Source organism: Saprospiraceae bacterium, assembly GCA_016713025.1.
In the GTDB taxonomy this organism is placed as follows: domain Bacteria; phylum Bacteroidota; class Bacteroidia; order Chitinophagales; family Saprospiraceae; genus OLB9.
In genome coordinates, this window is the sequence record JADJPZ010000004.1 from 3031023 (window position 1) to 3045287 (window position 14265).

General features: G+C 35.6%; 16 protein-coding genes and 1 pseudogene. 11 read left to right on the plus strand and 6 right to left on the minus strand.

Annotated elements, in window-relative coordinates; genetic code table 11:
- Positions 1-24 precede the first annotated feature (24 nt).
- From IPK35_19255 to IPK35_19305, 11 genes and pseudogenes are all read left to right on the plus strand, one after another.
- Positions 25-351 (plus strand): annotated as a pseudogene (locus IPK35_19255) (transposase).
- Positions 352-394: 43 nt separating this feature from the next.
- A complete protein-coding gene (locus tag IPK35_19260) occupies positions 395-559 on the plus strand; it encodes a hypothetical protein (GenBank protein ID MBK8055348.1) in 165 nt (54 codons plus the stop codon).
- Positions 529-702 (plus strand): hypothetical protein, encoded by a 174-nt coding sequence (locus tag IPK35_19265; protein ID MBK8055349.1) that lies wholly within the window; start codon positions 529-531, stop codon positions 700-702. The genes IPK35_19260 and IPK35_19265 overlap by 31 nt, the downstream gene beginning before the upstream one ends.
- A gap of 23 nt (positions 703-725) precedes the next feature.
- A complete protein-coding gene (locus IPK35_19270) occupies positions 726-1256 on the plus strand; it encodes a DDE-type integrase/transposase/recombinase (protein ID MBK8055350.1) in 531 nt (176 codons plus the stop codon).
- Positions 1257-1578: 322 nt separating this feature from the next.
- Complete coding sequence (locus IPK35_19275; GenBank protein MBK8055351.1) at positions 1579-1761, plus strand: hypothetical protein; 183 nt, start codon at positions 1579-1581, stop codon at positions 1759-1761.
- Positions 1746-2783: an AAA family ATPase gene (locus IPK35_19280; GenBank protein ID MBK8055352.1), complete on the plus strand. Its 1038-nt coding sequence runs from the start codon at positions 1746-1748 to the stop codon at positions 2781-2783. Before IPK35_19275 ends, IPK35_19280 begins: the two co-directional genes overlap by 16 nt.
- A gap of 303 nt (positions 2784-3086) precedes the next feature.
- Positions 3087-3242 (plus strand): hypothetical protein, encoded by a 156-nt coding sequence (locus IPK35_19285; GenBank protein MBK8055353.1) that lies wholly within the window; start codon positions 3087-3089, stop codon positions 3240-3242.
- Positions 3243-3505: 263 nt separating this feature from the next.
- Positions 3506-3820 (plus strand): helix-turn-helix domain-containing protein, encoded by a 315-nt coding sequence (locus IPK35_19290; protein ID MBK8055354.1) that lies wholly within the window; start codon positions 3506-3508, stop codon positions 3818-3820.
- A 986-nt stretch (positions 3821-4806) separates the two neighbouring features.
- Positions 4807-5001, plus strand: a complete 195-nt coding sequence (locus IPK35_19295; protein MBK8055355.1) for a helix-turn-helix transcriptional regulator — start codon at positions 4807-4809, stop codon at positions 4999-5001.
- 2 nt (positions 5002-5003) lie between these two features.
- On the plus strand, positions 5004-7649 hold the full coding sequence (locus IPK35_19300) for a histidinol-phosphatase (GenBank protein ID MBK8055356.1): 2646 nt from the start codon (positions 5004-5006) through the stop codon (positions 7647-7649).
- Positions 7649-8824 (plus strand): putative DNA binding domain-containing protein, encoded by a 1176-nt coding sequence (locus tag IPK35_19305; GenBank protein ID MBK8055357.1) that lies wholly within the window; start codon positions 7649-7651, stop codon positions 8822-8824. Before IPK35_19300 ends, IPK35_19305 begins: the two co-directional genes overlap by 1 nt.
- Before the next feature lie 451 nt (positions 8825-9275).
- Here the strand turns inward: IPK35_19305 and IPK35_19310 are convergent, their stop codons facing one another.
- From IPK35_19310 to IPK35_19335, 6 genes are read right to left on the minus strand one after another with little or no spacing between them, the layout of a single operon-like run.
- Entirely contained in the window at positions 9276-10316 is a 1041-nt protein-coding gene (locus IPK35_19310; protein MBK8055358.1) for a quinone-dependent dihydroorotate dehydrogenase, read from the minus strand.
- A 41-nt stretch (positions 10317-10357) separates the two neighbouring features.
- Positions 10358-11350 (minus strand): metallophosphoesterase, encoded by a 993-nt coding sequence (locus IPK35_19315; protein MBK8055359.1) that lies wholly within the window; start codon positions 11348-11350, stop codon positions 10358-10360.
- Positions 11344-12351: a glycoside hydrolase family 130 protein gene (locus tag IPK35_19320; protein MBK8055360.1), complete on the minus strand. Its 1008-nt coding sequence runs from the start codon at positions 12349-12351 to the stop codon at positions 11344-11346. The genes IPK35_19315 and IPK35_19320 overlap by 7 nt, the downstream gene beginning before the upstream one ends.
- 29 nt (positions 12352-12380) lie before the next feature.
- On the minus strand, positions 12381-12929 hold the full coding sequence (locus IPK35_19325) for a hypothetical protein (protein MBK8055361.1): 549 nt from the start codon (positions 12927-12929) through the stop codon (positions 12381-12383).
- Positions 12930-12963: 34 nt separating this feature from the next.
- Positions 12964-13815 (minus strand): ion transporter, encoded by an 852-nt coding sequence (locus tag IPK35_19330; GenBank protein ID MBK8055362.1) that lies wholly within the window; start codon positions 13813-13815, stop codon positions 12964-12966.
- Positions 13816-13832: 17 nt separating this feature from the next.
- Entirely contained in the window at positions 13833-14195 is a 363-nt protein-coding gene (locus IPK35_19335; protein MBK8055363.1) for a hypothetical protein, read from the minus strand.
- Positions 14196-14265 lie beyond the last annotated feature (70 nt).

Consider the following 14265-nt stretch of genomic DNA (forward strand, 5'->3'; position numbering starts at 1 on the left):
TTGCAAATATGAGTACAAAAAGAACGAGAAAAGTATTCTCAGAGAGCTTTAAGAAGCAAAAAAGTAGACTTAATAGAAAGTGGCAAAATGACCACTGGATCAGTTGCTGCCCAATTTGATGTGAGTTATGCGGCTGTTTACCAATGGGTCAAAAAGTATGGAAAGGTCAGTCCACCGGATAAGATAGTCATTGAGACGGACAGCGATTATCTGAAAGTTTTGGAATTGCAGAAAGAGAAGTCTAATCTTGAGCGGATCTTAGGCAAGCAACAGATCAGAATTGATTATTATGAGACACTTATCGAAATGGCCAAAGAGCATTACAAAGAGGATATTGAGAAAAATTTTTAAAAAAGTAATCACCCGTCTTCATAGCAATAAAAAGTCGTACAGTATGCAATCAGTGTATAGAGAATTAGGGCTGAGCAGACAAGCCGTGCATCAGCAGTGGAGTCGGGATGATAGACAAACAATGCAATATGAGCAAATTATCCCCATAGTGAGGAATGGAGGATCAAACATCCACGTATGGGAAGCCGTGCATTGTATTATAGTATAAAAAATGTTGGTGGCATTGACCTTGGACTGGGAGTCAATAGGTTTGAACAACTCATGAGTACTTCAGGTTTGACCATCAAGCCTGGTAGAACAAGAATAGTAAAGACAAGTGACGGAAAGGTAAAGGCGATTATCCCAACCTGATCAATGGGCTCATATTGGATAATGTGAATCAACTCATTGCTGGTGATATTACGTATTATAATATTGATGGTCAGTGCAGTTACATATTCACGTTAAAGGATATTTATTCGCAAAGGGTACTAGGACTGATACCGTCTTTAACTATGGAAGCTTCCATCGCCATACAGTGCCTGGAACAAGTATTTATGTTGCGTAAAGATATAAATTTACAGGGATGTATCCATCATTCTGACAATGGCTCTCAATACAACTCAACAGCTTATAAAAAAATGTTGACAGATGCAGGGATGCTAATTAGCAGAGCTGAAAATTGTTTGGAAAATGGAAGTGCCGAAAATTTAAATTCCATTGTTAAAAATATGTACCTCAAACCTTGGAGTATACGCACCTTCAAAGAGCTAGAGCAAGCGTGCCAGGAATTGATTTATATCAATAATCACCAAAGAGCCATCGAACAATTAGGACAGCTAAGCCCTGTACAATTTGAACAATTAGTGGCAAAGTTGCATCCTGACGAAAGACCTAAAAAAGTATTATATGATTTTGACAGCTAAGCGGGACATGGGGTTTTTAAGGCATGATTCCCTAAATTGGAATGTAGGTTATAAAAAGTCAAGGAGCATTTTAAATGTGCTCCTCGACCGAACCTTACGTTCCACTTTGAGTAATTATGATATTCCTTCCAAGGTTGCTCCCCAGCAGAGCCTTAGTCCGCTTCACATAATCGTCAAAACAAAGGTACAGTATTATTATTTATTTCTTAACTTTACGTTTTCCACATGTTGTTATAAGTTACAACATTGTTGTCAACGAAAATCATGAGAGCTCAAAATATTTGCTGACACTGACAACTCAAGAACTACTTTTGAAGTATGTATGTATCAAGATAACAAAATAATTTGCGATGATTTATTTCAAAAAGGCAGAAAAACTTTGTCTGTCCAAGAATATATGATTGCAAACAAAGCAGAAGTAGCATATACTTTACTAGACAAAAAAAGTACCGAAATTACTCCCCCACAATATATTACTGATGCTTTAAAATGGATAAAAGAATAATTTTAGCAGTTGCAGGTTCGGGCAAAACTTATCATATAGTTGAAAAACTTGACGAAACGAAAAGAGTTTTATTAATTACCTATACAACAAACAATACAGAAAATTTAAGAAAAGCAATTATTGCTAAGTTTGGATATTTACCGAATAATATTAAGATAAAATCATACTTTACTTTTCTCTATTCATTTTGTTTCAAACCATTTCTTGCAAATGACTTGAACAGTAAAGGGATTTTTTGGAAATACCCACCAGACTTTACACGAAATTTAAAACGAAGCGATGATAAGTTTTATCTTTTAAAAGAAAAATGGCTATATCACAATAGAATTGCAAAGTTAATAATTGAAAAAAAAATTCTGTCAAATGTAAAAGAACGATTAGAAAAGTATTACGACTGTCTGTTTATTGATGAAATTCAGGATTTTGGTGGTCACGATTTTAATTTATTAATCGAAATTTCAAAAAGCAAATTGGACATTCTATTCGTTGGCGACTTTTATCAACACACATTTTCTACAAGTAATGATGGCAATACAAACATTAATTTATACAATAATTCGGATGACTATCTACAAAAGTTTAGAGTAATTAATTTTGCAGTAGACAATTCTACACTTTTGAAAAGCCGTAGATGTAGTAAAACAATTTGCGACTTTGTAAGAGAGCAAGTTGGTATTGAAATATTTTCACATCATAACAATATAACTAAATACCAACTAATAACAGACGAAATTGAAGCTGACAAAATATTTAATGACAATAAAATAGTAAAACTCTTTTTGTCGGAACATTTTAAATATAGCTGCAATTCAGACAATTGGGGAAGTTGTAAAGGTTTAGAGTTTGAAGATGTTTGCGTAGTAATTAATGACGAGACACTCAAACTATACAACAGCAACAAACTTTCAATCCTTAATCCAACGACAAAAAATAAATTTTATGTTGCTTGTTCAAGGACAAAAAACAATTTATACTTTGTACCAATGAAATTATACAAGAAATACAAAAAAACCTACGCCTAACAGCACCTACCCAAAAGGCGGGGCTTTGTCGATCAAAGACAGATTTGTGGTAACAGGAACTTTTGTACTTTTAATCAACATTTGTGGTGAATTGCCCGCCCTTCGGGTAGCTGCAAAACGTTATGATCGACCAAAAGTAAAAATTCCTTAAAAATAAATTTGTGTTTTGTATCTTAATTAAGAAACTATTATCTTTGTCAAAACGTTTAAAAATTGGAGCTCTTTAAGATTGATTTTTTACCTGAAGCTTTGGAGTAACTAGATGAAATTCCTGTCAAAGCAAAGGAAAAAATCCTTTTTAACATGGCAATGGCAAGATCTAAAAAAGACCCAAAATTGTTTAAACCTTTGAGAAATGGAATATGGTACTTCAGAACTTTATATTTTGGCAATCATTATAGAATTTTTGCATTTTGGGACAAAACAGACAGAACAAACACGCTAGTGCTACAGGAATGAAGTAAGTACATAATAAAACGAAGTAGATTATTTTCAAGATCAAGGCGAAAAACACAGACATAGCAATAGCTATGGCGAGGCTTTTCAACGCTGATATTGGGAATAAGATCAAGTTTTATAGGTATTTATTTTGTTCCTGTAGCCTGTAGCACTAGTAATAGCAACACATGGAATCATTAAAAAAAGTGATAAGCCAGAAAAATCTGAAATACTAAAAGCTAAAGCAATAAAAGACAAATATTTTGAATCAAAAAAATAACAGAATGAAGACGACAAGTTTTGATGAAGTTTTAGACATGCACATAGGTAAACGTGGAACTAAAAAGCGTGAAAAATTTGAGCAAGAATTGAGAATTGAACTTTTAGGAGATGCTATTAAAAAAGCAAGAAAGGCTAAACGTTTAACCCAAGAACAACTTGGTGAACTCGTTGGAGTGCAAAAGGCCCAAATTTCTAAAGTTGAGAATTCTGCAACTGACGCAAGATTTGCAACCATCCTTAAGGTATTCGATGCTTTAGAAGCAAAAGTGAAATTTAGTGTTGAAATCGACGAACAAAAATTGATGATTAGTGAATAAGAATGCAAAGCATTGCACGGTTCCCTCACTAAATCGTGATCTCGTATCACGATTTTACTTCGCAACGTTCAGTCTTAGTTCTGCTTAATTAGGGTCTGCTGAAAAAGTAGCATCACTCAATTTTTATAAAGCTATTGGTGTGGTTAATTGTTCAAAAAACAAGCGATAGTGAACGGAATATCAAAAGTGCGTCTATTGCCAATGATAAATATTTGATGTAAAGGACAGATAATCAAGGCAATAGAAAAAGCATTTTGACATGAGAGAGAACGTTGCTTCGCAATCGCCTTTTTTTGAACTAGCGTTTTTTGGTTACTTTTTTTGGCAATGCAAAAAAGTGACTGCCGTCCGCATAGGACAATGTTAAATCAAAGTGCAAAGGTTTTACTCATCATACATCAAAAAACCTTGCACTTGTATAAAAATATAATTGAATAAAGTATTGAAATTCAGCAACATATAATATATTCAGCAAACACTAATTACTCACTTTACTTATTATTTTTTTCTTATGGTGTTCGTGAATGTGAATGTATAGTATTTCAATGCATAGATCACTCTAAACCATCCGCCGCGGCGGACAGCTTGCTAATACTTCGGGACGTTACGACCGCGTATAAGAGACTTTCAACCCGTTGGATATTTATCCTACGGGCTTTCACTCTCCAGATAAACTGCTTTTTTAAGCAGTTTGTACAACTTAAATGAAAATTGTACATTTGCCATTCAAGGCACACACAATGCACTGAAAGAAAGGCAGCCCTATCGGGACTGCCCTCCGTCAATGCCAACCGTTATAGCTCAGTGTAGAAAACCAACCACACGGTCAAGCACATTTGGTTTTATTCGACACACAAAGCCAACCCTGAAAAACCAAAAGAGCTTACCATTCCCACCGCACCCAAATAGAATGATAATTTAAATGCTCATTGTGTGAGATATTAAATTTTTATCCATACTTTTGCACATTATAAACAAGTTCAAGAATGAACAGAATAAAAGACGTTTTAGAACAAAAAGGAATTAAACAGAAATGGTTGGCCGAACAATTAGGCAAGAGCTACAATATGGTAAACTCTTATGCCCAAAACAGACGACAACCAAGTTTAGAGGACTTATACAAGATTGCCGAAATCCTTGATATTGAAGTCAAAGAATTATTAATTGAAAGAAAAGGGTAATAATGGAAAACGAAACCAAAAATATTTTTGAAAATGGAGCGACATGGCTTCGAGGCGATTTCCATTTGCACACTAAAGCAGACAAAGAATTTTCGTACACTTGTACTGAAAATGATTTTTGCCGTCTTTATGTAGAGAAACTTAAAGAGCAGAACATTAATCTTGGAGTTATTACCAATCATAATAAGTTTGACAAATCCGAGTTTGTAGCCCTTAGAAAAAAGGCCTTAAAAGAAGGTATTGGCTTATTTGCTGGAGTTGAACTTTCAGTAAATGATGGAGCAAATGGGATTCATTGCTTACTTGTTTTCGATTTTGAAAAATGGTGTGTCAATGGTGAAGATTTCATTAATCAATTTCTTACTGCGGCATTTGAAGGTATAGCAAATAGAGAAAATGAAAATACAAGGTGCAGATATAACTTTGAAACCGTATTACAGAAATTAAGCGACCATGAAAACAATGGTAGAGATTCTTTTATCATTCTTGCGCATGTAGAGCAGAACAGTGGTTTTTTTAACGAATTAGACGGAGGACGAATTCAACAGCTCATATCAAATGACTTATTCAGACATTTTGTTTTAGGCTTCCAGAAAGTAAGAACTTATGATAAAGTTGCTACATGGAAAAACTGGTTTAACGATAAGTTACCTGCGTTTATTGAAGGTTCAGACTGTAAATCATTGGAAGATATAGGAATACCACATCAACAAAAAAGTGAGGAAAAGAGAACTTATATTAAAATTGGAGAATTCAATTTCGAAGCATTGAAATATGCCCTTACTGACTTTAATTATAGAATTTCACTGAATACCAAGCCTGAAATTAAAAACTCCTACATTAAATCAATTTTTTTTGAAGGAGGATTATTAGAAGGAACTAAAATTGATTTTTCTCCTGAATTAAATAACCTTATCGGAATTAGGGGAAGCGGAAAATCATCATTATTAGAAGTTTTACGCTATGTTCTTGGGATTTCTCTACCATTTAACGCTGCAGACCCAGAATATAAGAATTCATTAATAACACGCTCAATGGGTAGTGGAGGGAAAGCTATAGTTACCATAATCAACAAACAAAATGAAGAATACAGAATAGATAAACTATATGGTCAAAAGGAGGATATTTACAAGAACAACTTGCTACAACCAGGAATTACTTTAGACGCTACAGGATTTCACTCCCCTATTTATTTTGGGCAAAAAGACCTTTCAAACAAAGGAAAGGATTTTGAAGGAGATTTGATTCAACGCTTAATTGGAACAAGATTAAAAGCAGTTCAAGCTAAAATAGAGCAAAAGAAAAGAGAAGTTGAAAATATTATATCGGAATTAAAAAAGCTTCAAAATTTAAATGAGTTAAAAAGAGAGACAGAGGCCCAAATAAAAAACTCAAAACATCAGCTTAGTTTTTTTAAAGAAAAAGGCGTTGAAGACAAATTAAAACAACAAACACTTTTTGATTCTGATATATCAAAACTTATACAAATAGAATCTACAGTCAGAAGTTATTTAAATGAATTAGCATCCTTAGTTTCTAATCACGATTACTTCTTTCAACAAGAAATAACCAGTTCAGAAGTCAATAAAGAACTATTTGAAGAAGCAAAGACAATTATTCAGGAATTAAAAATCGAGTTTGAAAAACTTAAAATGATTCAAAAGAATTCTGTCCTGAGTCAACAAAAATTGAAAGATGTAATATCAAAAATTAATAGCAAGAAAGAAGGCTTAAAAGAAGAGTTTGCAAAGATTAAACGGGAAATAAATACAGACACCATTAACCCCGATAATTTTCTTAACCTGAACAGGCAAATCGAAACAGCTTTATTGAAATTAAAGGAAATCGAAAAATCTGAAAAACGAAGAAACGATTTGCAGACAAATTTATTGGAGCGACTTACTGAATTGGACAATCTATGGCTAGAAGAATTTAATGTTTTAAATAAGGAGGTAAAAAGGATTAATGAAGCTGAAAGTAAAATTTCAATTGAAGTTGATTTCAAAGGCAGGAGAGATAAACTAACTGATAAGATGAAACAGGTTTTCAGAGGGTCAGGTATTCGAGAAACAGCTTATCAGGAGATAGATGAAGCATACAAAGACTTCATCCAGATTTACAGGGATAGCAGTAAATTAGATGACATATTGAATCAAAATCATGTTGTTGATTTTAAGAGAAGATTTTTTGAAAATTTGGATGACTTGCTAACATTTAAAGTAGAAAATAAAATAGTCATTCAATACAATGGGAAATCATTAGACAAACACTCTTTAGGGCAAAGAGCATCAGCATTGATTCTTTTCTTGTTGGCTCAAAAGGAAAATGACGTATTGATAATAGACCAACCTGAAGATGATTTGGATAACCAAACTATCTATGATGAGGTCATAAAGGAGCTAAAGAAATTAAAAGGTAATATGCAATTCATCTTTGCCACGCATAATGCCAATATTCCAGTTCTTGGTGACAGTGAGAAAGTTGTTTCGTGCAGCTATGACGAGAAGAAAATTACAATACATTCAGGCACAATTGATAATCACCAAACACAACGATTTATTGTAGATATAATGGAAGGTGGAGACGAAGCGTTTAACCGAAGGAAAAATATTTACAGCATTTGGAACATTGAAAAATTGAAATCATAATGAACGCAATAGAATTATTAGATATTATTAGCACTGGGGAAACTAGTAAGGTACAGTTTAAAAGAGAAATTGATAGCAACGATTCAATTGCTGCAGAAATGATAGCATTTTCTAACACAAGAGGAGGTAAAATATTTTTTGGTGTAGAAGATAAAACCGGGAAAATTTCAGGGCTTAGTGTAAGACAAATTCATGATTACAATCAGTTGTTAGCAAACATTGCAAATGATTTTGTAAAACCGCAGGTTTTTATATATACAGAAGTTGTAGGAGTTGCTACTTCTGAAAATGATGAGAAAAAAGTCCTAATAGTAGAAGTCTCTGAAGGGACTGCAAAGCCATATAAAGACAATAGAGGTGCCATATGGATAAAACAAGGTTCAGACAAGAGGAGATTAACAGATAATAATGAACAATTACGATTGTTTCAGCAAAGTGGTATTATTTATATGGATGAAATGATTGTTCCACATACAAACTTAAATGATATTGAATATTCAAAAGTTGAAAAATATATTAATGCCCTACAAAAAAGAGATTCAAATGAAAACATAATTATTACTGAAACGCTTTTGAATAACCTAAATATTATTAAAGATAAACATCTTACACTAGGAGGCTTATTGTTTTTTACAAATGATCCACAAAAATACAGACCTGCGTTTTGCGTAAAAGCAATTTCATTTTTTGGAAACAGTATTGGTGGAACTGATTACCGAAGTAGTCAAGACATTAATGGAACAATTCCCGAAATGTTTGAGGAAACAATGAGATTTTTCACATCGAATTTACATCATGTTCAAGCTGGACAGAATTTTAATTCTGTTGGTAAATTAGAAGTTTCACAAATTGCTTTGGAAGAGTTTATGCAAAATGCTTTGGTTCATAGAGATTATTCAAAGAATTCACCAATAAGGATTATGATTTTTGATAACCGAATTGAGATTTTGAGTCCTGGTTCACTACCAAATAGTCTTACAATTGAAAATATAAAAATGGGTAATGCAGTTGTGCGTAATAATCTTTTAGTTTCTTATTGTTCAAAGTTAATGATTTATCGAGGATTTGGTTCAGGAATAAACAGAGCCTTGACAGCACAGCCTAATATTGAATTGGTAAATGACATCGAAGGCGAACAATTCAAAGTCATTATTCCAAGACCAGAAAAAAAATAGAGAATATCAATACCACCTAAGTCCTAAGTCTATGCTTCACAGCCACACAAATTGCAAATCCACACAAGCCAACGCTAAAACCCAAGCTTGGCAAAGAGTGTGTCTGCCGAACCTCACAACCAAAACGACCGACAAACAATCGGACGAAAAAGAACACCGAAGCGATAACATCACCTATACGCAAGCAGGGGTTTAGTGCTTCGTAGGACAGGAAAGTAGTAAATTTAAAGTTCAGTTCTTCGTAGGCAGCTTAGTGGTAAAAATTCTTGCCTGCGTATAGCTAAATCACGTTGGAATCTGGAAATTGAAACAATTGAAAAAATAAAGAAAACAAGAAAACAATAGAAGAAATATATGTTAAATAAAAATTCTGACGAGAACAATGCACTGAACGTTCAGACTTGCTAAGGTTTTATCGGTCGCCAAGCTGACCGCTGAAATAAAAATACCCTCATACTTTACCCTTTGAACTGCCCAAAATGGCATTATTGATTTCCTTGATTACTCCGGGGCCTTCATAAATCATACCTGTATACACCTGTACCAATGAGGCACCGGCATCAAGTTTTTCCAATGCATCTTCGGGTGTTGATATACCGCCTACTCCGATGATCGGAATCCTGCCTTCTGATTTTGTCACAATGTATCTGATGACTTCGGTAGATCGGCTCTTTAATGGAGCACCGCTCAATCCACCCATACCTATTTGTGATGTATCAGTTTTCAGATTGCTTCTGTCTAGTGTGGTATTGGAAGCTATGATGCCATGTATAGATGTATCATGTACGATCTGTATGATATCATCGAGCTGGGCATCAGTAAGGTCAGGTGCTATTTTTAGCAGCACTGGTTTGGGCTTTTCCTTTTTATTATTTTCTGCCATCAATGCAGAAAGAAGTTGGGTCAAGGGTTCTTTTTCCTGCAACTCCCTCAGTCCCGGAGTATTGGGAGAACTGACATTGACAACAAAATAATCCACCAGGTCAAATAATGCATTAAAGCAAAACAGATAATCATCTACTGCCTTTTCATTGGGTGTTGTTTTGTTTTTTCCGATATTACCACCTATGATGATGTTGTGTTTCCCGTGTTTTTTAAGCCTTTGCACCATGGCTTCCACTCCATCATTGTTAAATCCCATGCGGTTGATCAGGCCGTGGTCCTGAGGTAATCTGAATAATCTAGGTGGTTCATTTCCCGATTGTGGCTTGGGAGTGACCGTACCAATTTCAATAAAACCAAATCCTAAATTGGACATCACGTCGTAGTATTTTCCATCTTTGTCAAATCCCGCAGCGAGACCTACAGGATTGGGAAATTCAAGGCCCCAAAGGTTTACTTTGAGTTTGGGATCATCAATGGTATAATACTTTCTGAGCAAGTTACTCAATCCGGGAATACAAAGAACTACTTTTAAAATTTTTATGGTGAGCTGATGGGCTGTCTCCGGCTCAAGTAAAAAAAGAAGTGGTTTGAGCAATAATTTATACATTTTTTGATTGGATTGACTTATAGGATTAAAAAAAATTATACTTAAGCCGGAAAAATATCAATCTGCAAATAGGCTCCGCTTGCATTGGCATCAGTGACAAATTGTGGTATGCCATTTATGATGTCCAATGATTGTTGGTGCGTATGCCCGGCAAAAACACCTTTTACATTACTCGAAGAAAAAACGTCATTATAATAACCAAATGTGTCTTTGCTGTGTCCTTCCATCGGCCATCTTTCTCTTTTTTCAAGTTCAAAACTTTTATCAGTTTTCCCTGACCAGTCGGGATGACCGCAACCGAATCCTACTTTCCTGCCCTTTGCATACATAGGTATATGCTGCATGAGTAGTACCGGATCACCGGATTTGATTTCCTTTCGGAAAAAATTTCTTTGTACCTTATTTACCTGATAAGTTGAGTTATCCATTGTGATCACTTTTAGTCCGTTTATAGGGTAAACACCATACAAAAACTGAGACGAGGGATACAATGCTGCCAATCTTTTGTTTATCCATGTACTTCGCAAATCATCTATCGGTCCATCCATACCTTCATAGTGCCAGTCGTGATTGCCCGAAGTGTAGATATATGGAATATTGGTTTTTTTCAACTTTTCAATCGACCACTCTATGGCTGCCTCAGATGGAAAACTAAAAATATCACCGGTGAGCACGATCAGGTCAGCTTTTTTATCTACTGCGATGTTAAGTGTTTTTTCAAAACTCTCCATTGGATTGGTTTCGGCTCCTGATTGAAAATGTTTTGTTTTGTTATACGCTTTGGCCATACGCCGGCTATATGGTATATAGTCCTGCCCTCTTTCATCATCCATCCAGAGATGTGTATCAGATACCTGAATGATTCGGGTAAATTTTGAGACTTGGGGAATGTACATATTTATTACATTGTCTGTAATACTGAAATCAACATGATCTTTTCCTTTTGAATTAGTGGTTTCAGCTTTTTGCCATGTCTGTGGTAAGAATAGTCCACCTGCAAGTGTGCCTGCTTTTAGAAAATGCCTCCTTAGCATGATGTTGAAATATCCGTTTTGATAGTAAAATCTATAATATCATCAATATAACCAAATGAAAGACCAGTTACCGTATCCGCACATCCATAATAAATGGCTATTCTTCCCTGCTCGTCATGAAGTGATGCACATGGAAAAACCACATTGGGCACATCACCGATGCACTCATAAGGCTTTTGTGGAGAAATCAAATAAGGTCCTGAACGATATTTGACCTTCCAGGGTTCGTCTGTATCAAGTATGGCAGATCCAAAACTATAGACAAAACCATTGCAGGATTGGAGGACGCCATGGTATATCATCAACCATCCTTCTGATGTTTCTATCGGTATAGGGCCAGCTCCTATCTTGGTACATTGCCAGGCACTGACTTCAAATGGCGCCGGAGCCATGACATGCCTGTGTTTCCCCCAATACTTGAGATCCGGGGATTCGCTGTAGAAGATGTCTCCAAAAGGAGTATGACCATTGTCGCTCGGACGGCTTAACATCGCAAAATTTCCATTGATCTTCCTTGGAAACATCACTCCATTGCGGTTGAATGGCAAAAATGCATTTTCGAGCTGATAAAAATGCTCAAAATCTTTTGTCCATGCTACACCGATGGTAGGGCCATGATATCCATTGCACCACGTGACATAAAACCTGTCATCTATAAAACATACTCTGGGGTCATATCCATAGACCCATTGTCCGGTTTCAGGGTCGGAATTTTGGAATTTTATAGGTTCGTATTGGATATTCCACTGTATACCATCGTCACTAAAACCAACATGCAAACGCATCCTTCTGTTGGTATCATCACATCTGAATACACCTGCAAACCCATTCCAATAAGGTACAACAGCACTGTTAAAAATACTGTTGGATGCCGGAAGCAGATCTCTGGGTATGACCGGATTGGCCGAATATCTCCACACGACGTCTTTGCTTTCGGCTGGCCTTTCTTCCCATGGCAATTGAGATGAAGTGCACGATGGTGTAATGATACTGTAACTCATATTTATATTTTTTAAAGTAACTTTTTAAGTTAAAAATGAAAACCCAGTTTAAGTGACATTTCGGGGTTCAAAAAGGGTAAATTGTAGATTTTGTTCTGGACAACGATATCTTTATCGCCTGCAATTTTTAAACTCATTCCAGCCCAGGGTGAAAGATAAATGTTTTGACCTAAGCTTAAATTATACCCTATACTACCATTTAACAGAAAATTGCTGAAACTTGAAATCGTGGTGCTCCCGTCAGCCCTGATTTTACTATTCCAAAATACGGGTCCTGCGCCGATCCACCATTTTCGCCAATTCTGAGTCTGAAAAAGATCGACGACCAGAGCGAATGCTGCGATATCATGATGATTGAATCCCTTTTTGGTAGCCCAGTCAGGTTTATGAACATTGGCCCCCAATGCTCTAACCCTCCATTGGTTTTTACCCAACCAAAAAGCACCGAAAGATCCTCCTGTGACATATGGCAAGGCATCCAACTCAACTCCAAAAGTTACTCCTTTTTTTTCCTGACTAAAACTCATTTTACTGCATAGCATGATCATAGCTACAGTGGACATGATTAAATATTTCACGGTTTTTACATTTTGAAGTAAAATAAATACGGATTTAAAGAAGATAACCACATCTGTCGCAATATTTAGCTTCACTGCCATGGCCTTCTTTGGCACAGTTTGGACATGAAATAGTGTTCTGCCTTGATTTTATGTTTTGCATCAGAGATGAAGTGACTATCCCGGTAGGCACAGCAATGATGACATAACCCATCAACATGATGATAGTAGCTATAAACTGTCCAAGTGGTGTAGATGGTGAAATATCTCCATACCCTACAGTAGTGATGGTCACAATGGCCCAATACATACTTCGGGGAATACTGTCAAAATTTTCATTCACATCGCGCTCTACCAGATACATCACACAACCGAAAATACATACCATGATCAAGATAAAAATCGTAAATACCATGATTTTTTTTCTGCTTTCCATCAAGGCATTAATGATAAGATTGCCCTGATCAATAAAGCTATCCAACTTAAATATCCTGAAAACCCTCAAAAGTCTTAGCGCCCTGATGATCATCAACGAGTGCAGGCCCGGCACCAGAAGAGTCAGATAGCTTGGCAGGATCGAAAATAAATCCACCAATCCAAAAAAACTGCTAAAATAATATCTGGGACTATATACAGTATACAGTCTTAAAAAATATTCAATGGTAAAAAAAATGGTAAATGCCCACTCAAGTACAAAAAATATATCTTTAAACCTGGCGTAGTAAGAAGGTACTGTCTCGAGCATCAGAACGATGATGCTGCATACAATCATGAGCAGCAAAACGATATCAAAAATCCTTCCTTCTTTGGTTTCGGCTTCAAAAATAATTTCATGTAGCCTTGTTCTGAATGGAGAGAAACCTTCAGGCTTTCGTTTGAGATCTTCTTTTCTGAATACGTCTTTCATTACTGCAAAATTTCAGATCAATCTACATATTCTTTCCTGAATACCAAGGCAAACAGATTGCTTTCCAACTGCAGATAACCGTGCTCGTAACAAAATCTGTACACTTTTCCCGTCTTTGTTTTATACTCATTTGTAAAGTAAGCAAACTTAAATCCTTCGTCAAGCAGTGCCGTTTTTGTTACAGTTGTTTTTCCGGTAGGGTTAAGTGCTTCAAGGATCCTTCTGTTTTTGCGCAGAATATTGTTGATATTGCGCATAAACTTGTTTTGGTCCGTATTCTGCTTATTGAAGTGCGATGTACGGCATTGGTCGCAACAAAACTTTTTATCTTTTCTCCCATCAAAAGTATCACCGCATTCAAGGCATGTTCTTTTATTCATTGGCAGCGCATTTTTATAAAAAGTAAAGATACAATCAATTTTATCCTAACTACTTCATTTTTTCAAAAAA